The following is a 20,426-nucleotide window of genomic DNA, read 5'->3' as shown; positions in this document are numbered from 1 at the left end:
CGCAATCGTGGTTCTCGCGGCAGGCAGGTCAAGCCGCATGCGGGGTCGCGATAAGTTGTTGGAAGATGTCGATGGCCAAGCCTTGCTGCGCCTCATGGTGGCGCGGGCACGCAAGGCGGGTGCATCTGCGGTGCGTGTGATTCTGGCTGAGGGTCAAACAGACCGCGCCGCAGAAATTCAAGATTTCACGGATATCGAGATCATCCACCTGCCCGCAGGGCGCGACATGAGTGACAGTTTGAAAGCAGGGATTGCGGGGCTTGACTGCGCGGTGATGATCCTGTTGGCAGATCTGCCTGATGTGACCGCACATGACCTGTATCTGATGCTAACCTTCGCACAAATGCATCCAGATGCCATTTTGCGCGCGGCTGACAATAAAGGCCGCGCAGGACATCCAATTGTCTTTCCCCGCGATCTTCTGCCCGAACTTGCCCAAGTGACAGGGGATCAGGGCGCGCGCGCGGTGCTAGAGCAACATGGGGCGCGCGTTGTACACATCCCCCTGCCCGAAACCCGCGCGACAACAGATCTTGATACGCCCGAAGATTGGGCGGCGTGGCGCAAATCGCGGGCTTAGATAATATTGCGCATCATCCGATCCGTCCTAATATCGGACGCATAATCAACAATCGGGCGGGCGGCGGTTGCCTGCGCGCTTTGGCCTTCTTCTGTCTCTAACTCTGGGAAGAGAGACAAGATCTCACGCCGCTGCGCCGCATCCATGCCCCGCAATGTTTTAGTTTCTGCGTGAAAGCTTTCTGTCCAAATGCTGTCAGACATCACGATTTGATGATGCTCGAACATGATATGGATGTAATTCACCCGCACCGTATCGACCGCCATCACCTCGCGGTGGTCAATCAGATCGCGCGCGGCAATCAGGCTTTCGCCCGCCAATGCGGCGGGATGTTCAGGCATCAACAAAATGCGGTGACTGGGCGAAACCAACATATCACGCACGGGTAGTCCATGTCCCAAACAGCCCGCACGCAAAAGGACGGGGCGTAAGCTTGCGGCGCGCTGCATATCTGCACGCCCCAAAATACGGCCACCAATCCAAGCAATTTCTTGCACACTATTGTCACGGGTGACGATTTTATCCCCCTGCTGCAATGTCTCCACCGCGCGTTCGCCACGCAACGTGGCAATCATCGTGCCCGGCGTGAAGCAGGGCGTTACGGCAGTATGCGCGTCTTGTGCATGAAAATAGGATTGGGGCTGTGCTGTCATTTTTTACTCCAAAATTCATTACTAACTCGACGGCACGGCTTAGACTCAGCCGAGGCGCCAAATTTTGACGGCCACATGCCTGTTCTCTGCCTCAATTGCTGCGAGTCTAGGGCGCTCTTGCGGCGCTTTCATGACCATTTGAAATCCATGCCCCCAATTCCGTATGGCCGATATCTGTATATATTATTAATGCAAAATATTAACACATTTTTTTCACCTCTTCGCCCCACCTAGGACGGTCTGACTGCAAAACCAAGACGCCCGCCTGCAACGGGTGCGAAAGCGTGAAGATGCAGCAAAGGATAACCAACCCCATACTTTCGACAATTGGTGTCAATAGCCGTAAAGCCCTAAACATAAAGGCACCCCTAATACCCCGCTGCTCTCAATGTGGCTTCCCCAAGGTGACATTGAGAGCAGCCCCCAAATCCCAAGTGCTGCCACGAGATTCAGGCCCACATCCCCCCAACGTGGCTGAAGAGAAACAGAATGTTTCTCACTTGGGCCAAGTTTGACGGGGCCCCGCACGCGCAAAACATCGAAGGCTGACTTGGTTTTGCCATGGCGCAGATCACGCGCTAGGCTGATTGCGCCCATTCCCGCTTTGTGAGGCCCCATGCACACCACTGACCGCCCGACCCTCGTCTTTGACGTCAATGAAACATTGCTTGACCTGACAACGCTTGAACCTGTGTTTGCCCGCGCCTTTGGCGATGCGGCCATGATGCGGGTCTGGTTTTCTGAATTGATTCTTTATTCCCAAACCCTGACATTCGCGGGTCACTACCGCCCGTTTGGTGAACTGGGCATAGCGGTCTTTACAATGCTGGCCACAGTAAAAGGCATCGTGGTTCACAAGGATGATACAGCGGCGCTTGGCCATGCCCTGACACATATACCGCCCCATGGGGATGTGGAGGCAGGATTAACGCGCTTGCGTGCGGCGGGTTTTCGGTTGGTCACACTGACCAACTCCCCCCTTGGCGCAGAATCGGCCCTGTTTCGCGCGGGGCTAGACTGCTTTTTTGACGGAAATTTCAGCGTGGCTGAGATTGCAGCCTTCAAACCCGCCCCCGTGGTTTATGAACATCTCGCCACATCGCTGAACCTTGCCCCTGCTCAGTTGTGTATGATTGCCTGCCATATCTGGGATACGATCGGCGCACAGGCCTGCGGCTATCGCGGCGCGTTTTTGCACCGCACAGGCAATGCGCCCTTGCCGATTGCGGAAATACCGCAACCCGACATCATCGCGCGCGATATGACCGATCTGACAGATCAGATCATTGCGCGTTGGGGATAAGAGAAAAAAAGAGCTTGGTACCCGAGGCCGGACTCGAACCGGCAAGCCGTTAGGCGGTGGATTTTGAATCCACTGCGTCTACCAATTCCGCCACTCGGGCTCTGTGCAACGCGTCCTATACCGCGCGCGGGGGCGCGTCAACGGGTCAACACGCAGCCAAGTGCGAAAGTTTGATCTTCGCTCACCGCGCGCCCTGTAAAGCGATAGACCAAAGCCCCGACCCGCTCATGCAATGCGCGCCGCATAACCGCGACCTTATCGCAATATTCCCCAGAAAACCACTGATCCGCCGTCGGACTATGATCCACGGGATAAGGAATCAAACTGCGCCACCCCGCCGCACAAAAGCTAGAGATTGCGCGCGGCATATGCATCGCCGATGTCACGATGATCCAATTCTGATTGGCCAAATCGGGGGTGATCTCACGGGTAATCGCGGCGACATTCATCGCTGACTCGGCTGAATTGCGACTTTGCGATTCGAGGGTGAGGCGCTCAGCTGCAATCCCGGCCTCACGAATGGCCCTTGCGCTGACTTCAGCCTCACTCAAAGAATGGCCTTGAAGGTCAAGCCGCCCCTGCCCACCTGCCACAATCACAGGCACATTCGGCAGAGCATGGGCCAAGGCAATGCTCGCCAAAATACGATCCGCCGCCTCGCCCGTATTGACGAGGCCCGTGCGGGCGGTGCGATCCGTATTCTCGGCCCCCGTCATCAGCAAAACACCGCACGCCCCTGTCAGATCAGGATTGGCCATAAAACGCGTCTCAAGCGGCCCTGCAATCCAACGATCCACAGGCGCGGCCATCACAAACCCCACAAAACCAAGCGATAAGAGCCAGAACCAAAGCGGCACGCCGCCACCGCACAAGCAGCGCCATCACCCCAAGCCCCCCCAAGATATGTGGCCATAACTCAACATAGAGCGCGAACCGCATCAGTTTAGACGCGAGGTAAAAAAGGTCTTCCCCCATCTCAGCCTTTCACGCTTCGAGTTCTGCATCCCAGTACAGGAAATCCAACCAACTTTCATGCAGATAATTGGGTGGAAATTTTCGGCCCAAATTGCGCAGCTCCTCCGCCCCCGGTTGACGCGGGGCTTGGCGCAGGCTCATACCCGCCTGACGCAGGTTTTTTGCCCCTTTGCGCAGGTTACACCGTCCACAGGCCGCCACTACATTTTCCCATGATGTAACGCCCCCTCGCGCGCGCGGCACAACGTGATCAAAGGTCAAATCCCCGCGCGAGCCGCAATATTGGCAAGAAAATTGATCCCGTAAAAAAAGATTAAAGCGCGTGAAGGCCACGCGCTTTTGAGGTTTCACATAATCTTTGAGAACAACAACAGAGGGGATTTTGATCTTTGTCGTTGGCGAATGAACGAAGGTGTCATACTCAGCCACAATATCCACCCGATCCAACCATACCGCCTTGACCGCTTCCTGCCACGGCCAAAGGGATAAAGGATAATAAGACAGGGGGCGGTAATCCGCGTTCAGCACCAAAGCAGGGTGTTGCTTTAGCGATGCGGGTTCGCGCGTAAATTCCGTCCTGAAATCGCCATCCATGAGTGACTCCGTCTCCGCTCTGTTTGCCTGCGCCTCAAGCACCGGAGCGGGAGCCCCGCTCCAGCATTGATCCCACTATATATGGGCATTGCAATCTGGCAAGCCCCTTCATCTATGTGGTCACAATCCCAAGAGTAACGAAACTGAACGTCACTTTTGTGACATTGGAGGCACCCACCCCGTGCGTCTAATCTTCGAGCCCGAATTTATCGCGCAAAAAGGCCAGACAAACCTGCAACCCATCGGGCGCAATCCCATGCCCTGTGCCCCGCATGATATGGGCATAAACCTCACGCCAGCCTGCTTCTTGCAGCGCCTCTGCGGCCTCGGGCAAGGCTTGTGGGGGGACAACATCATCTTGATCGCCATGGATCAGCAATACGGGCGGGCGACACTCCGCCTCCTCTTTCAGGCGTTCTGGCTGCAACAAGCGGCCCGAAAACCCAACCACTGCGCGCAGGCTATCTTCCAGGCGCGGCGCGACATGTAAGCTCAACATCGTGCCTTGCGAAAACCCAACCAAGGCTACATCGCGCGGTGTCAGGTTATTCTCTTCCATCACCTGTTCCAAAAACGCATTGAAATCATCAAAGGCCCGCGCAAGCCCTGCGCGGGCATCCTCCTCGGATGAGCCATCAATCCACGGGATCGGGAACCATTGATACCCCATCGGATTAACCGAACAGGCCTCGGGCGCATTAGGGGCGATGAAAATTGTGTCAGGCAGATGTGGGGCCATCGGATCGGCCAATCCCAAAAGATCAGCCCCATCCGCGCCATAGCCATGGACGAAAATCACCGCGCGGGCGATATAGCCTGACTGCGGCTCGCTGCTTTTATAATCCAATGCGCGCGTCATGCGACCCCCTCACGTTCTTTGACCATATGGTAGTAGCCCCAGAGCGCCCGCGCAGCAATGGCCCGATGCGGCGACCAAGGCGCCGCCATGGCGCGCAAGCGGCGCTCATCTGGCCGCTGCGGCAGATCAAACAACACGCGCGCCGCCTCTTGCAGGGCCAAATCACCCGCGGCGAAGGCATCAGAATGGCCAAGGGCAAACATCGCGTAAATTTCTGCCGTCCAACGGCCAATCCCTTTGACAGCGGTCAAAGCGGCCACCACCTCATCGGTGCTTTGGCTGTGCAGCCGCGCGTAATCAATCCGCGCCTCGGCCAAAGCGCGCATATACCCTGCCTTTTGACGGCTGAGGCCAAGCGCGCGCAAATCGGCCTCGGATGCTGCCAAAACCGCATCTGGCTGTAACATTCCCGCCTCTGCAAGGCGCGCGGTGATCGCATTAGCACTGGCCACTGAAACCTGCTGCGAGATAATCGCCTTGGCGAGGGCCACAAACCCCGCCTCTCTTGATCGCAAGGTGACGCTGGCAGGATCAACACTGGCAAAAGCAGCTTCAATCTGGCACAGGGCGGCCAACCCATCAGACAGCAAATTTTCGTCTTTGAGATGATAAGCCTGATCCATTGTTCAACCTGTCGCAGCAAAATCTTGCATTCCACCCTAGACCTGATGCGCATAAAGGCATAGCCCAGTGGCCATATGTGCCAAAGAATGAATATATCCAATGACCACTGCTCAAATTGATGATCGCGCCGCCAAACGCAATGTTTTCGTTTTGATCCTTGCGCAGGCCTTCCTTGGCGCGCAAATGCCGATGATCTTTGTGGTGGGCGGGCTTGCGGGCCTGATGATCGCACCAAGCCCCGCATTGGCCACAATCCCGATTTCTTTGATCGTCTTTGGCTCGATGACCACTGCACCATGGTTGTCGGCGCTCATGCAGAAATATGGACGGCGGGTTGGGTTCTTTGTTGGCGCGCTTGGCGGGGCCTTAGGGGCGGGCATTGCCAGTTTAGGCCTCTATCTCGACAATTTCGCGGTCTTCTTAATCGGCTCATATCTGACGGGCATTTATATGTCGGCGCATGGGTTTTACCGCTTTGCCGCAGCAGATAGCGCCTCGGACGATTTTCGCCCGCGCGCCATTTCCTACGTCATGGCGGGCGGTCTTCTGTCGGCATTGATCGGGCCGCAATTGGTCAAATTCACGTCCGACGCTACTGTTGTGCCCTTTCTGGGCACTTACCTTTCTGTGGTTTTGATCAATCTCATCGGTGTCACCTTGTTCTTCTTCCTCGATGTGCCACCCCCCAAAGCCCCAAGCGCGGATGCGCCGCAGGCCCGCAGCCGCCGCGAATTGCTACGCGACCCGAAAATCGCCGTTGCGATTATCTGCGGCATGGTTTCCTACGCTTTGATGAATTTGATGATGACATCGACCCCTTTGGCCGTTGTCGGATGCGGGTTTCCGACCGGAACCGCCGCAGATATCGTCTCGGCCCATGTGATCGCGATGTATGCCCCCTCGTTTTTCACGGGCCATGTTATCGCGCGATTTGGCGCGGTGCGGGTTGTGGCGCTTGGCCTATTCTTACTCGCACTTGCGGGCGTGGTGGCCTTGATGGGCGTTGAATTGAAGAATTTCTTTATCGCGCTTGTTCTTTTGGGCATTGGTTGGAATTTTGGGTTTATCGGCGCAACCGCCATGCTGACCCAAGCCCATCCTGCGCATGAGCGGGGACGCGTGCAGGGCTTGAATGATTTTCTGGTCTTTGGCTGCGTCACCCTTGCATCACTGTCATCAGGGGTTTTGATGTCTTTGGGGGAAACCACCCTTGCAGGGTGGAATGCGGTCAATATCGCAATTATCCCGTTTTTGGCCCTCGCAGGCGCTGCCCTAATCTGGCTTGTGCTGCGCCCCGCTGATGAGGCCGCCGCCTGACCCTACCAGCGCCCTGTCAGGGAAACATAGGCAAGGCGCAGACGCTTTCCTGCCTCTGATGGCTCTAGCCCGCCTCGCGCGACAAGGGCAGGATGAGCAGCCGCCTTTTTCAAAATAGGCTCTGCCAGCCATGCCGCGTATAGCGCGGGCGTCACATGGGCGGGGATCATCCCCCGCTCTATGCGCGCGGCGCGCAATTTACCAAGCCCCATTCGCGCCAAATGGGCCACAGTGGACGGGCGACCATCATGCAAAGGGGCATGCCCCTTTTCCTCAAGCGCGGGGATCGCGCGCAGATAATTGGCCAACCCCATGGCCCAACCTATCGCACGAATGGCAGGCTCGAACATGTCCTGCACCCCCAAACTGCGCGCAGCCATCCACAAAAGCCCTGCCCCCGTGGCCTCGATATAGGCGCTGAACGCGGCCTCATTTGCGAAGCCATCCTTGGTGGTGTCGCGCATCCGTGCCGCCACAAGATCGGACAAAAGCCCCGCATCACGCGCGGGCAAACTGGCCGCCAAAGGGGCCGCCCATTCATGCGCAGGCAAGGCCCGCCCCGCCTGTAATGCATCGGACAGATCTGCCCAAAATTGCAAGCGCATCTGTGCCACCAATGGCTCAGGCGAGGCATAGGGCGCGCGCGCAATTTCCAAATTTACCGCATAAATTGCAAAAAGACGGGCGCGCAGATCGGGCGGCGCGGCCATCACGGCCAAGAACCGCTCAGGATCGCCACGCTCGATCACGCTTGCAAGCCGCGCCAAATCTTGGCTCATGATGCAGGCGCCCCGTCTTGGATCAGTTTCCAATGCGCCGCATCCAAAAGCGCCTCGAAACTCGCATCCACGATATTCGCAGAAACGCCCACAGTCGACCAACGCCGCCCTGTATCATCTTCGCTGTCAATGATGACACGCGTAACCGCCTCGGTGCCCCCTTGGGTGATCCGCACTTTGAAATCAACCAGACGGATCGTGTCGATATAGCTTTGATACGGCCCCAAATCCTTGGCCAAGGCTTTGGAGAGCGCATTTACGGGCCCGCGATCTGATCCTGTCTCATCCATGCTTTCAGAGACAGACAACATTTTCTGATCGCCAATTTTCACAACCACGACCGCCTCGGAAAGGCTGACCATCTTGTCATATTTGTTTTTGCGCCGTTCAACAGTCACGCGATAGCGTTTGACCTCAAAAAAGCGGGGCATCTGGCCAAGGGCGCGCCGCGCAAGCAATTCGAAACTCGCTTGGGCGGTGTCATAGGAATACCCTGCCGCCTCGCGCGCTTTGATCTCCTCTAGGATTTGGCCAAGCGCGGGGTCACCATCATCCACCATGATCCCCGCCTCGCTCAGGCGGCGGCGCAGATTGGATTGCCCCGCTTGGTTTGACATCGGGATCACCCGCGCATTTCCGACCAACTCGGGCTGGATATGTTCATAAGTGGCGGGGTTTTTCAGGATTGCCGAAGCATGCAAACCCGCCTTATGCGCAAAGGCGGAGCTTCCCACATAGGGGGCTTGGCGCTGTGGCACGCGATTGAGAATTTCATCCAATAAGCGCGAGGCACGGGTCAGGTTTTTCAACCCTGCTTCGCCGACACGAATTTCATATTGGCTGCAATAGGGTTCTTTCAGAAGCAGGGTCGCAATCAGCGTTGTCAGATTGGCATTGCCGCAGCGCTCGCCCAAACCATTGAGCGTGCCTTGAACATGGCGCGCGCCCGCATCTATCGCGGCCAAACTGCCCGCAACGGCGGTTTCGGTGTCATTATGGGTATGAATGCCCAAACGATCCCCCGCCACGCCAGAGGCGATTACCGCCCGCGTGATCTGGCCAATCTCATCAGGCAAAGTGCCGCCATTCGTATCGCACAGAACGATCCACCGCGCCCCTGCATCGTGCGCCGCGTGAATGGCGGCCAATGCATAATCTGGATTGGCCTTATAGCCATCAAAGAAATGTTCTGCATCAAAAAGCGCCTCGCGCCCTGCGGCCACGAGATGGAAGATGGAAGCGCGGATATTTTCGAGGTTTTCTTCAAGGCTGATCCCAAGCGCCTCGGTCACATGGAAATCATGGGTTTTGCCCACCAGACAAACCGCAGCCGTGCCCGCATTCATCACGCCCGCCAGAACATCATCATTCGCGGCAGAGCGGCCTGCGCGTTTGGTCATACCAAAGGCCGCCATGATTGCACGGGTCTCAGGCACCGCTTCGAAAAAGGCACTGTCCGTGGGGTTCGCGCCGGGCCAGCCACCTTCGATATAATCCACACCCAGATCATCTAGCATCGCCGCGATGCGCAACTTGTCTTGGGTGGAGAATTGCACCCCTTGGGTTTGCTGCCCGTCCCGCAAGGTGGTGTCGTAGAGATAGAGGCGATCGCGGGTCATGTTGCCCCCCATGTTATGCCTGCGCAAAGCGCAGGCAGCGCCCGCACCGCCCCCCAAAGGGCGGGCGCAGTTCTGTTCCAAAGGCCACTCACAACAGACCTTCCAATTTCAACGGGTCAAAATTCGCGGTCGGGATCAACTCGACCCCTTCCTTACTCATCCGCACCTCGACCCCCGCATCGGTCAGGGCAGATTTCAGCGCGTCAACAGGCGCGAAATCTTTAGTCTCCATTGCAGTCTGACGCACGGCAAACAACTGCGCCTCCAATGCCGAAAGATCAACATCGGGGGAGGCTGCCCAATCAGGCACCCCGACAGAGGCTAGACCCAAAATCGAGAGGCCCGCGCCCAAGGATGCAGCATCCCCAGACTGCGAAATCTGATGCAAGGCCGTAATCGCGAGGGGTGTGTTCAAATCATCAAACAGCGCCGCAAGCATCGCGTCAGGCACAGGGGCCTGCGGCGCATCAGCGGCCTGTGCATACCATTTGCGCAGCGTCTTCTCCGCCTCCACCGCCTTCTTCGCTGTCCAATCCATGGGCTTCGAATAATGCGTAGACAGCATCACGAAGCGGATCACCTCGCCCGGCACGCCCTGATCCAGCAAATCGCGCACGGTGAAGAAATTGCCCAAAGATTTGGACATTTTCTTTCCCTCGACCTGCAGCATTTCATTATGCATCCAAATATTGGCAAAGCCCGCGCCTTGATGGGCGCAGCAGCTTTGCGCGATCTCGTTCTCATGATGCGGGAACATCAGATCATTGCCGCCGCCATGGATATCGAAATGCGGCCCCAGCAATTCATGGCTCATGGCCGAACATTCAATATGCCACCCCGGACGGCCATACCCCCATGGGCTTCCCCATCCGGGCGTGTCCGCATCGGATGGTTTCCACAGCACGAAATCCATCGCATCGCGTTTATAGGGCGCCACTTCGACCCGCGCGCCTGCGATCATATCCTCGACTGTGCGCCCTGACAGGCGGCCATAGTCAGGATAAGAGCCAACAGAAAACAGCACATGCCCTTCAGCCGCATAGGCGTGACCCTTGGCGATCAGGTTTTCGATCATCGCGATCATCTGCGGGATATATTCGGTTGCGCGCGGCTCATGGGTGGGGCGCAAGACGCCGATGGCATCCATATCCGCGTGATACCAACCGATGGTTGCCTCGGTGATCTCGCCAATCGCACGCCCTGTTTCACGGGCCTTCGCGTTGATCTTGTCATCCACATCGGTGAAATTGCGCACATAGGTGACATGATCCTTGCCGTAGACATGGCACAGCAACCGAAACAGCACATCAAACACAATCGCAGGGCGGGCATTGCCGAGATGGGCGCGGTCATAGACAGTTGGCCCGCAAACATAGAGGCGCAGATTCGTTGGATCAATCGGGGCGAAAACCTCGATTTTGCGCGTCATAGAATTGCGAAGCTTGATCTCACCCATCGCTTAGATTGCCCCTCTCCCTGAGCCTGAGGCGGCACTGCGGCCACAGCAGTATTAGCGCCATTGCCCTATCAGGTTGTTTTGGAATTGAAAATAACCCTTCGCGCGCCCGTTCCCGTCAACGCAACCCAACCCGCAGGCAAGTGCCGCATAAATTCCTTGCATTTGATAAGAAATTGCACATTTTTAGGGCCATGTTTGAAGAGTTTGTCGAGCGCCATTGCAAATTCCTGCCTGGTGCGCGCCTGGCTGAGCCATTTGGCCCCGACATGTATGTCTGGACAGTGGCCGAGAAGATGTTTGCTGCTTACACCAAAGGCAGCACGGGCGTGTCTATCCGCGCAAGATCGGCCCAAGAGGCGCAAAAAATGATCCAACAAGGCAAGGCCGTCTCTGCCCCCTATCTCAAAAGCGGGGGCTGGGTGATGGTTGAGTGGCGCAACACAAGCCCGCATGAACTGCGCCGCTATATCACGCAAAGCTATGCGCAGGTTCGGGCAGAATTAAATCCAAACCAACAGGCCAGCCTGCCGCCCTTTGATGCGGCGCAATTCAAGGGTTAACGGGGCAATGCCGCCGCTTCGCGCGCAAGGCAGGTGATTGCCTCCCAATCCCCTGCGGCCATGGCCGCCTTTGGCGCGACCCATGATCCGCCTGCGCACAGCACGTTGGACAGGCTCAGATAGCTTGGCGCATTGGCAAGGCTGATCCCACCCGTGGGGCAAAAGGCCACTTGCGGGATTGGCCCGCCGATGGATTTCAACGCAGGCGCCCCGCCAACCGCCTCGGCGGGGAAGAATTTCAGCATATCATAGCCGCGCTCATAAAGCGCCATCACCTCGGACGCGGTGACAGTGCCTGGAAGAAGCGGCAGCGCCTCATCTTCTGCCGCGGCCAAGACACGATCTGTCGCGCCGGGGCTAACCGCAAAACGCGCCCCTGCGGCCTTTGCAGCCTTCATATCGGCAGGGGTCAAGATCGTGCCTGCGCCCACAATCCCACCCTCAACCTCAGACATGGCGGCGATGGCATCCAAGGCACAGGCGCTGCGTAATGTGACCTCAAGCACAGGCAGACCACCCGCGACCAAGGCACGGGCCAAAGGCACCGCATGGGCGAGATCCTCGATCACCAAAACGGGAATGATGGGGGCGTGGGCCGCAAGGCCCCGCGCGAATTTTGATTGATCTTGCGGTGTCATGGAACCCCCTTCCCTTTTCTACACGACAACACCAGCACCGCTTGAGGCGGGGCCAGCATGGGCGCGGAAGATTTCAAACAATTCACGGCCAATCCCGTGGCCATTGGCGCCGAGATCAGGTGTGACAGCGGCGCGATCTGCCAGATCAGGCACCAGAGCCTCAAGCACGCCTTTGATACCATCCACGCGGATCATATCGCCCTCCTGCAACCGCGCAAGGAAACCACCATCCAACGCCTCGGGGCTTACATGGATTGCGGCAGGCACTTTGCCCGATGCGCCCGACATACGGCCATCCGTCACCAAGGCCACCTTATGGCCGCGATCCTGCAACACCGCCAAAATCGGTGTCAGGTTGTGCAATTCTGGCATCCCGTTGGCCTTTGGCCCTTGAAACCGCACCACGACCACAACATCGCGGTTCAAATCGCCTGACTGAAACGCCGCTTTGACTGAGGCTTGATCATGGAAAATTGCGGCGGGGGCTTCGATCACCTGACGCTCAGGGGCGACAGCGGACACCTTCATCACACCTTCGCCCAAATTGCCCTTAAGCGCCACAAGCCCGCCTGTGCTTTGGAAGGCATCCTTCGCAGGGCGCAGAATTTTTTCGTTCAGCGTGGTCTTGGGCCCTGCCTGATACACCACCACGCCATCGCTTAGTTTTGGCTCTTGCGTGTAATGGGCCAAACCCTGCCCCATCACTGTCTGGGTGTCGGGGTGCAATAAGCCCGCATCGAGCAATTCGCCAATCATAAAGCCCAAACCGCCCGCAGCGTGGAAATGGTTCACATCGGCCAACCCATTGGGATAGACCCGCGCCATCAGCGGCGTTGCAGCAGAGATATCCGCGAAATCCTGCGGCTCTAGGATTACACCCGCCGCGCGGGCCATGGCAACCAAATGGATGACCAAATTGGTCGACCCGCCTGCGGCCATCAACCCAACAAGACCGTTCACAAAGGCCTTTTCATCCAGAATATCGCAAACAGGGCGATACTGATCCCCAAGCGCGGTGATCTTAGCCACCTGCCCAACCCCTGCATCGGTCAGCGCATCGCGCAAGGGCGTATGCGGGTTCACGAAACTGGCGCCTGGCAAATGCAGACCCATAAATTCCATCAGCATTTGGTTGGAATTGGCCGTGCCATAAAAAGTGCAGGTGCCTGGCCCATGATAAGAGGCCATCTCGGCCTTCATCAATTCCTCGCGCCCGACCTCGCCTGCGGCGAATTTCTGGCGCACCTTCGCCTTTTCATCATTGGGTAGACCACTGGTCATCGGCCCTGCAGGCAAAAAGATGGATGGCAAATAGCCAAATGTTGCCGCTGAAATCACCAAACCGGGGACGATTTTATCGCAAACGCCCAAATAAATTGCCGCGTCAAAGGTGTTATGGCTTAACGCGACACCCGCGGCCAAGGCGATTACATCGCGGGAGAACAAGCTTAGCTCCATCCCCACCTGCCCTTGGGTGACCCCATCGCACATGGCAGGCACACCGCCCGCAACCTGCGCCGTGGCCCCGTTGGCCCGCGCTGCGGCCTTAATCCGTTCGGGGAAAGCCTCAAAGGGCTTATGCGCGGAAAGCATATCGTTATAGGCGGTCACAATCCCAAGATTAGGCGCGCGTGCCGCCACCAAAGGATCCTTGTCCCCCTCCATCGCCGCATAGGCATGGGCCTGATTGCCACAGGTCAAATGCGCACGGCGCGGGCCATCGGCGGCCGCTGCACGCATCCGATCCAGATAGGTCTTACGCGGCCCTTGCGAGCGCGCAATGATCCGCGCGGTGACAGCTTCGATACGGGTATCCAAGGACATAGACAAAAACCTCCATCTTCTGAGGCTTGCTATAATATGTTAGCGCTAACTATGCCAGAGGAAAATCGCACTCAATGCGGGGCTACATTCGGCAAAAACACCTTTTCACCGCGATAAAGCAGCGAAATTCCCTTGTGGAAAAGGTGAATTTTCTGAGGTGCTGCACCCAGTCGCAGAACTTCCCCGCGCTTTGAGGGGTGAATCCCCGAAAGTTTTGCAATCACAGGATCATCGCCCGTGCTGCCTTTGCTGTCGAAATAGAGAAGCGTCACTTCGCCAAGCGCCTCGGTGATGCCGACACGCCCCTCAAAAGCGAAATCATCCCCTTCGGCGGCGACAAAATCTTCTGGACGGATGCCAATCTCAACCTTCATCCCTTCATCGCCCCTCTGGGTCGGGATGGCGGCTGTGATGATCCCGCCGCCTTGATCCGTGTGGATCTTGGTGGTTTTGCCTGTGCCAACCACCTCACCCGAGAGCAGGTTCATCGCGGGGCTGCCGATAAACCGCGCCACGAATGTGGAATTGGGCCGCTCGTAGAGATCAAGCGGCGCACCGACCTGCGCAATACCGCCACCTGCCAAGACCACGATACGGCTTGCCAAAGTCATGGCTTCAACCTGATCATGGGTCACATAGATCATGGTGGTTTCTGGCATCGCCTCTTTAAGCTGCGCGATCTCAAGACGGGTCGCCACACGCAAAGCCGCATCTAGGTTCGACAGAGGCTCGTCAAAGAGGAACACTTTGGGGTCGCGCACAATGGCACGGCCAATTGCCACGCGCTGCCGCTGACCGCCTGACAATTGCTTGGGCAGGCGATCAAGCAAGCTGCCAAGCTGCAATTTCTCGGCAGCGGCGCGCACGGCCTTGTCAATGGCCTCTTTCCCCTGCCCTGCAATCCGCAGGGAAAAGGCCATATTATCATAGACGCTCATATGCGGATAAAGCGCGTAGGATTGGAACACCATCGCAATCCCACGTTGCGAGGGCGGCATATCATTGACGCGAATCCCGTCAATTTCCAACGTGCCGCCCGTGATCCGCTCTAGCCCCGCGATCATCCGCAACAGCGTGGATTTCCCGCAGCCAGAGGGGCCAACGAAAACAACCAATTCGCCCGTCTTGATCTCAAGATCAATGTCAGACAGCACCTCGACCTTCCCATAGGCCTTTTCCACGGCACTCAGTTTCAAATCGGTCATCTTCAGCCCCCCTTTTGAACACCCTTGCCGCGCCTTAGCGGTTCTGCGCGCCAAACCATGCTTGATAGCCGGGCAAGGTTAACATGCCTCCCGCAACCGTTGCATGGAATGGTGCGGAAATATCGTCATATGCGCCCTCAGGCAGTGGCAGCTCGCGCGTCTCGCCACTGAGGTTGAAGGCACAAAAAACCGCGCGCCCCTGATATCTGCGCCAGAACGCGACCACATCTTGCGTATGGGTGACAAATTCAAACTCCCCTTTGACCAATTCAGGCAAAGATTTCCGCAAAGCGATCATGTTGCGATAGAAGGCCAAAGTGCTGTCTTCAAGGCGGGTCTGCGCCTCGACCGAGCGCTGCAAATGCTCCACCGCGACAGGCAGCCATGGCTTGCTTTGGCTAAACCCGCCATTGTGATTGTCGCTGACCCATGGGATCGGCGTGCGACAGCCATCACGGCCCTTAAATTTTGGCCAAAAGCGGATGCCATAGGGATCCTGTAATTCTTCAAAGGCGACATAGGCCTCGGTCAGCCCCAATTCCTCGCCCTGATACAGGCAAACCGAACCGCGCAGCGACAACAAAAGCGCCGCAAAGACGCGCTGCCCTGCCTCATCCAAATTCCAACGGGTTGGATGGCGCACCACATCATGGTTGGAAAAGGCCCAACAGGCCCAACCATCGCCAATGCTGGCCTCTTGCTTTTCAATGACCGCGCCCACGGTTTCCGCGCTTGGCGTCTCCCCTGAGAGGAAGTCAAAGCTATAGCACATATGCACCTTATCACCGCCTGAGGTGTATTGTGACTGTATCTCAAGGCCATATTGCGCATCACCCACCTCGCCTACGGCGGTGGCAGCAGGATATTCGTCCATCACCGCGCGCATACGGCGCAAGAAATCCAAATTCTCGGGTTGGTTTTTGTCATAAAGGTGATCTTGCCAATTATAGGGGTTCACCTCAGGCGCGATGGTGAAATTCCGCCGCTCGGGCGCAAGCGCGGGATTATCGCGCAGCAGCTTGTCATGGAAATAGAAATTGATCGTATCAAGGCGGAACCCATCAACCCCCCGATCCAACCAAAAGCGGCACACATCCAAAAGCGCATCCTGCACATCTGGGTTATGCAGGTTCAAATCTGGCTGCTCGACAAGGAAATTGTGCAGGTAATATTGCATCCGCTCGGGCGACCATTCCCACGCGCTGCCGCCGAAAATAGACAACCAGTTATTGGGTGGGCTGCCATCTGGCTTGGCATCGGCCCACACATACCAATCCGCTTTTGGATTGTCGCGGGTTTCGCGGCTTTCGATAAACCAAGGATGCTGATCCGAGCTGTGCGACAGCACCAAATCAATCAGAACCTTCAGGCCCAGATTATGCGCCTTTTCAATCAACGCATCGAAATCACCCAATGTCCCGAACATCGGATCGACATCGCGGTAATCCGAGACATCATAGCCGAAATCAAGCATGGGGGATTTAAAGAATGGCGAGATCCAAATCGCGTCCACCCCAAGGCTTGCGATATGATCAAGGCGGTGAATGATCCCCGCCAGATCGCCAATCCCATCATCATTGCTGTCTTGATAGCTGCGCGGGTAGATCTGATAGATCACCGCACCACGCCACCAATCCTTATCAATGCCAAGGATATCGTTGGGGTTAATTTCAGGCATGATTGTCATTTATGTCTCTCATTTTACAGAGCCAGCCAAAAGGCCACGCACCAAGTAACGTTGTAAGGAAAAGAAAACCACCAAAGGCACCGCGATGGATACAAAGGCAGAGGTTGCCAATATTTCCCAATCGCCGCCGCGTGTGCCCATCATTTCGACCAATTGCCGCGTCATCACAGTGGTTTCGCCCGAACTGTCGATCAAGAACACCATCGCGACCAAAAGGTCATTCCATGTCCAAAGAAATTGGAAAATCGCAAAGGACGCCAAGGCGGGAAAACTGAGCGGCAGGATAATGCGCGTGAAAATCTGAAACTCGGTCGCGCCATCCACGCGCGCGTTTTCAATCACCTCGCGCGGCAGGCCCACCATGTAATTGCGCAAAAGGTAAATCGCCAAGGGCAGACCAAAACCCGTATGCGCCAACCAAACGCCCAAATAGCCTTTGCCGATACCGATATCATTATGCAGCTTCAGCAGTGGGATCAGCGCCAATTGCAGTGGCACAACCAACAACCCCACAACAGCCGCAATCAGCAGCGCCCGCCCTGGAAACTCCATCCAGGCCAAGGCATATGCCGCAAAAGCCGCGATCAAAATGGGAATAATCGTTGCAGGGATTGTCACTGTCAGCGTGTTGAAAAACGCCTTTGACATCCCCTCGCGGTTCGAAGGGTCGAACAGAACATTTTGATAATTGCCAAGGGTGAAATCAGGGGGCGCAGAAACAGTCACGAAAATCCGCGCACCGCGCCCCTCAATCTGATCCGCAGTGCCGCGCCATTCATAATCGCCGCGCGCCGTGACAGTCAGGGTTTCCCCCTCGCCCAGATCCGCGACCTCATCGGGTTGATATGCGTCAATCGCGCGCGAGGATGCACCCCATACGGTGATCTCTCGGACGATCTCATCAAAGTTTGCGGCGACCCCGCCCTCGACAAAAATATTGCCAGAAACGAGATAGAGACCATCGCCCAAATCCACCCGCGCCTCGTCAGGGTCTGCGGTGCGATAGGTTTCGTTTTGCACCGCAGGAAACAGCGCAGCCCACCATCCCGAACTGCGGATTTGATCCGTTGTGCGGAAGGAAGACACTAATAGCCCCAGTGTCGGCAGCACCCATACGATCACAAGAGCTAAGGCCGAAAAATGCACCGCCCATGACAGGCCCGATTTGCGCCCCGCAATATGATCCATCAGCGCATCTCCCGTCTGGCGTTATAGACGTTCCACACAAGGATCGGCAGCACCAAAATCATGATCACCATGGCAGCGGCCGAACCCACCCCCCAATCATTGGCGCGGAACAGTTTGTCATACATGTAATTCGCCAAAACTTGGGTTTCCCATTGCCCATTGGTCATCGCAAAAACGATGTCGAACACCTTGAGAACCACAATCGTAATGGTCGTCCAAACCACGACAATCGTGCCCACGATTTGCGGCACTTTGATTTTGAAGAAAATTTGAAATGGGTTTGCCCCGTCCACAATGGCGGCCTCAATGGTTTCCTCAGGAATACCGCGCAAAGCCGCAGACAGGATCACCATGGCAAAGCCTGTCTGAATCCAAATCAAAACGATAATCAGGAAAATATTGTTCCAAAAGGGCACAGTCAGCCAAGTGATTGGGCTATCGCCGCCAAGCTGCAAATAAACGGCGTTAAGAATCCCGATCTGTGCCACATCCTCGGGGCGGGCATCGTAGACCAATTTGAAAATCACCGCCGCGCCAACAAATGAAATCGCCATCGGCATAAAGATCAGGGATTTCGCGATATTTCCCCAACTGATCCGATCTGTCAGCTGCGCCGCCAACAAGCCGAAGGCAGTCGAGGCCGCAGGCACAATCAAAAGCCACAGGAAATTGTTGCGCAACGCCTCCCAAAACTTGGGGTCATCCGTCATGCGCGCGTAATTCTCAAGCCCAACAAAGGCGCCACCAAGGCTGCGGTCAGTCAAGGACAGACGCAAGGTCTCAAAGACGGGATAGGTCAAATAGAGCGCGAGCGCGAAAAGAGCGGGAAATAGAAAAAGCCATGGGCGTATCGCATTGGCGCGATTGATATTGCGCCCTGCATTTGCCCCGCGCGCAGGAAACAGCACGCGATCAAGAATTTGGTTCGAGAGGTAAAAATAACCCACGCAGCCCCCCACCCCGATCAGGATGGTCAATGCCGCTTGCATGATTGGTGACATGGGTGCCCCCCCGATGCGCACGAAAATTCCGCGCAAACACAGATAGGATCAGCCAGCTACAGGCAGGCTGATCCAAAACCTAGCGCGATCTTATTTAATCGCGTCCCAGCTTTGCTGGATGGTGTCTGCCACAGCCGCCGCATCTGCGCCGCCTGCATAATCCACCATACCCGTCCAGAAGCTGCCTGCGCCAATCGCACCGGGCATCAGGTCGGAGCCATCAAAACGGAAGGTCGTTGCGTTGAGCAAGATTTCCCCCTGACCGCGCAGCGTATCGGTTTCATATGTGGCCAAGTTCACGCCCGAATGGGGCGTCAAGAAGCCACCCTGCGCCATCATGATCTCATGGGCGACAGGTGTTTTGAGAAACTCGATAAAGGCCATGGTCGCGTCAGATGGATCTGTGATTGCCATCAAAGTGCCGCCACCCAAAACTGGGCTGCCAAGGTCTTTTTCCGCGAATGCAGGGAAGTAGAAGAAGTCAGCATCCTCGCCCACAACCGTGCCATCAGGGAAGAAGGCAGGAATGAAGCTGGCCTGACGATGCATGTAGCAGCCGGGAGGGGACTGGAACAAGCCCGCAGGGCTATCACGGAAATCGGTGGTTGCAACTGCGCCAGCGCCGCCCATCACATAGGCGTCATTGCGTGCAAATTGGCCAAAGGTTTCGATCGCCTCAACAACGCGCGGGTCATTGAATGGGATCTCATTGGCAACCCATGCGTCATAGACATCAGGGGTCTGTGTGCGCAGCATCAGGTCTTCAACCCAGTCGGTCGCAGGCCAGCCTGTAGCGGCCCCTGAACCCAGACCAATACACCAAGGCGTGCCACCATCGGCAACGATCTGGTCAGAAAGTGCGATCAACTCTTCCATGGTTGTTGGCTCTTCGTAGCCTGCATCCTCGAAATTCTCAGGCACATACCACACCAAGGACTTGACGTTGACGTTGAAGAAGAAGCCATAGAACTGATCCGCGCCCGATTGATCTGCATAAGTGCCTAGATCAACCCATGATGGGCCTGCTGCAAAATTCTCAGACACCCATGCGGCATTATCCGCGCCAAGCGGGGTCAAAAGACCATTGGCCGCCATATTGGCCGCAAGGCCAGGCTGAGGGAAAACCGCGATATTGGGGGCAGAGCCTGCCTCAGCGTCAATCACGATTTGCTGCTCAAAGCTATCCGACCCTGTATAGGTCGCATCCGCGCCTGTTGCCGCCTCGAAATAGGCCAAAAGCGCATCAAAGCGATCCGCCTCAGGCGAGAGCCAAGGGCCAGAAATCGTGACGGTCTGACCTGTCAAATCATGCGCCGCTGCGAATGCCTCGTAGCTGGCCCAGTTGAAATCCCCCTCACCCACGGAGAACACCAAACCACCATGCGCGTCAGCCATCGCCATCCCCGAGGACAGCGCAAGGGCTGCGGCGCTTGCGTAAAACGAACGTTTCATAAGTAACCTCCCAGAACCGCACCCCCTGATTGAGGATGCCTAGAGCCTGCATTTCAAAACCTTTTCCGCGATTCCGTCAAGAGTTTTTCAAAGCGCTTTGGAAAAGAAA

General features: G+C 56.6%; 20 protein-coding genes and 1 tRNA gene. 4 read left to right on the top strand and 17 right to left on the bottom strand.

Annotated elements, in window-relative coordinates:
* The first annotated feature begins 7 nt into the window (after positions 1-7).
* Positions 8-580 carry a nucleotidyltransferase family protein gene (locus AAC632_RS08840; RefSeq protein ID WP_340298739.1) on the top strand — a complete coding sequence of 191 codons (573 nt, stop codon included), beginning with the start codon at positions 8-10 and terminating at the stop codon, positions 578-580.
* Here the strand turns inward: AAC632_RS08840 and AAC632_RS08835 are convergent.
* A complete protein-coding gene (locus tag AAC632_RS08835) occupies positions 577-1,233 on the bottom strand; it encodes a Hint domain-containing protein (RefSeq protein ID WP_340296797.1) in 657 nt (218 codons plus the stop codon). The genes AAC632_RS08840 and AAC632_RS08835 overlap by 4 nt on opposite strands.
* A 616-nt stretch (positions 1,234-1,849) precedes the next feature.
* Here AAC632_RS08835 and AAC632_RS08830 point away from each other — a divergent pair.
* On the top strand, positions 1,850-2,536 hold the full coding sequence (locus tag AAC632_RS08830; RefSeq protein ID WP_340296799.1) for a haloacid dehalogenase type II: 687 nt from the start codon (positions 1,850-1,852) through the stop codon (positions 2,534-2,536).
* A 15-nt stretch (positions 2,537-2,551) separates the two neighbouring features.
* On the opposite strand, the gene AAC632_RS08825 is transcribed toward AAC632_RS08830, so the two are convergent.
* From AAC632_RS08825 to AAC632_RS08800, 6 genes are all read right to left on the bottom strand, one after another.
* Positions 2,552-2,636, bottom strand: a tRNA-Leu gene (locus tag AAC632_RS08825).
* Between the two features lie 37 nt (positions 2,637-2,673).
* Entirely contained in the window at positions 2,674-3,345 is a 672-nt protein-coding gene (locus tag AAC632_RS08820; RefSeq protein WP_340296800.1) for a YdcF family protein, read from the bottom strand.
* Positions 3,305-3,511 carry a hypothetical protein gene (locus AAC632_RS08815; RefSeq protein WP_340296802.1) on the bottom strand — a complete coding sequence of 69 codons (207 nt, stop codon included), beginning with the start codon at positions 3,509-3,511 and terminating at the stop codon, positions 3,305-3,307. The genes AAC632_RS08820 and AAC632_RS08815 overlap by 41 nt, the downstream gene beginning before the upstream one ends.
* 9 nt (positions 3,512-3,520) lie before the next feature.
* Positions 3,521-4,105, bottom strand: coding sequence for an HNH endonuclease (locus tag AAC632_RS08810; RefSeq protein WP_340260767.1), 585 nt, complete (start codon positions 4,103-4,105; stop codon positions 3,521-3,523).
* Between the two features lie 187 nt (positions 4,106-4,292).
* Positions 4,293-4,964 carry an alpha/beta hydrolase gene (locus tag AAC632_RS08805; RefSeq protein WP_340296804.1) on the bottom strand — a complete coding sequence of 224 codons (672 nt, stop codon included), beginning with the start codon at positions 4,962-4,964 and terminating at the stop codon, positions 4,293-4,295.
* Positions 4,961-5,587 carry a DNA-3-methyladenine glycosylase family protein gene (locus AAC632_RS08800; RefSeq protein ID WP_340296806.1) on the bottom strand — a complete coding sequence of 209 codons (627 nt, stop codon included), beginning with the start codon at positions 5,585-5,587 and terminating at the stop codon, positions 4,961-4,963. The genes AAC632_RS08805 and AAC632_RS08800 overlap by 4 nt, the downstream gene beginning before the upstream one ends.
* Positions 5,588-5,687: 100 nt before the next feature.
* Between AAC632_RS08800 and AAC632_RS08795 the strand changes: the two genes are divergently transcribed.
* The gene (locus AAC632_RS08795) at positions 5,688-6,905 is read left to right on the top strand and encodes an MFS transporter (RefSeq protein ID WP_340296808.1); all 1,218 of its coding nucleotides are present in this window, start codon (positions 5,688-5,690) and stop codon (positions 6,903-6,905) included.
* Between the two features lie 2 nt (positions 6,906-6,907).
* On the opposite strand, the gene AAC632_RS08790 is transcribed toward AAC632_RS08795, so the two are convergent.
* The 3 genes from AAC632_RS08790 to cysS form a co-directional block, all read right to left on the bottom strand.
* On the bottom strand, positions 6,908-7,684 hold the full coding sequence (locus AAC632_RS08790) for a squalene/phytoene synthase family protein (protein ID WP_340296810.1): 777 nt from the start codon (positions 7,682-7,684) through the stop codon (positions 6,908-6,910).
* Positions 7,681-9,303 carry a citramalate synthase gene (gene cimA, locus AAC632_RS08785; RefSeq protein WP_340296812.1) on the bottom strand — a complete coding sequence of 541 codons (1,623 nt, stop codon included), beginning with the start codon at positions 9,301-9,303 and terminating at the stop codon, positions 7,681-7,683. Before cimA ends, AAC632_RS08790 begins: the two co-directional genes overlap by 4 nt.
* 88 nt (positions 9,304-9,391) lie before the next feature.
* Complete coding sequence (gene cysS / locus AAC632_RS08780; RefSeq protein WP_340296814.1) at positions 9,392-10,759, bottom strand: cysteine--tRNA ligase; 1,368 nt, start codon at positions 10,757-10,759, stop codon at positions 9,392-9,394.
* 194 nt (positions 10,760-10,953) lie between these two features.
* Here cysS and AAC632_RS08775 point away from each other — a divergent pair, with 194 nt between their 5' ends.
* Positions 10,954-11,322, top strand: a complete 369-nt coding sequence (locus tag AAC632_RS08775; protein ID WP_340296815.1) for an MmcQ/YjbR family DNA-binding protein — start codon at positions 10,954-10,956, stop codon at positions 11,320-11,322.
* On the opposite strand, the gene eda is transcribed toward AAC632_RS08775, so the two are convergent.
* The 7 genes from eda to AAC632_RS08740 all read right to left on the bottom strand — a co-directional run bounded on the left by eda (position 11,319) and on the right by AAC632_RS08740 (position 20,317).
* On the bottom strand, positions 11,319-11,960 hold the full coding sequence (gene eda, locus AAC632_RS08770) for a bifunctional 4-hydroxy-2-oxoglutarate aldolase/2-dehydro-3-deoxy-phosphogluconate aldolase (RefSeq protein WP_340296817.1): 642 nt from the start codon (positions 11,958-11,960) through the stop codon (positions 11,319-11,321). The two genes, AAC632_RS08775 and eda, sit on opposite strands and share 4 nt — an antisense overlap.
* Before the next feature lie 18 nt (positions 11,961-11,978).
* Positions 11,979-13,784 carry a phosphogluconate dehydratase gene (gene edd / locus AAC632_RS08765; protein WP_340296819.1) on the bottom strand — a complete coding sequence of 602 codons (1,806 nt, stop codon included), beginning with the start codon at positions 13,782-13,784 and terminating at the stop codon, positions 11,979-11,981.
* A 71-nt stretch (positions 13,785-13,855) separates the two neighbouring features.
* On the bottom strand, positions 13,856-14,989 hold the full coding sequence (locus tag AAC632_RS08760) for an ABC transporter ATP-binding protein (protein ID WP_340296821.1): 1,134 nt from the start codon (positions 14,987-14,989) through the stop codon (positions 13,856-13,858).
* Between the two features lie 34 nt (positions 14,990-15,023).
* Complete coding sequence (locus AAC632_RS08755; RefSeq protein WP_340296823.1) at positions 15,024-16,676, bottom strand: alpha-amylase family glycosyl hydrolase; 1,653 nt, start codon at positions 16,674-16,676, stop codon at positions 15,024-15,026.
* 9 nt (positions 16,677-16,685) lie between these two features.
* Positions 16,686-17,864 (bottom strand): carbohydrate ABC transporter permease, encoded by a 1,179-nt coding sequence (locus tag AAC632_RS08750; RefSeq protein WP_340296824.1) that lies wholly within the window; start codon positions 17,862-17,864, stop codon positions 16,686-16,688.
* A complete protein-coding gene (locus AAC632_RS08745) occupies positions 17,864-18,865 on the bottom strand; it encodes a carbohydrate ABC transporter permease (protein WP_340296826.1) in 1,002 nt (333 codons plus the stop codon). Before AAC632_RS08745 ends, AAC632_RS08750 begins: the two co-directional genes overlap by 1 nt.
* A 90-nt stretch (positions 18,866-18,955) precedes the next feature.
* Positions 18,956-20,317 (bottom strand): ABC transporter substrate-binding protein, encoded by a 1,362-nt coding sequence (locus tag AAC632_RS08740; RefSeq protein WP_340296828.1) that lies wholly within the window; start codon positions 20,315-20,317, stop codon positions 18,956-18,958.
* Between the last annotated feature and the right edge of the window lie 109 nt (positions 20,318-20,426).

This window comes from Roseobacter sp. HKCC-CH-9351 (assembly GCF_037830295.1).
In the GTDB taxonomy this organism is placed as follows: Bacteria; Pseudomonadota; Alphaproteobacteria; order Rhodobacterales; family Rhodobacteraceae; genus M30B80.
The sequence above is the reverse complement of the archived record's forward strand: the minus strand, read 5'-3'. Positions and strand labels throughout refer to the sequence as shown.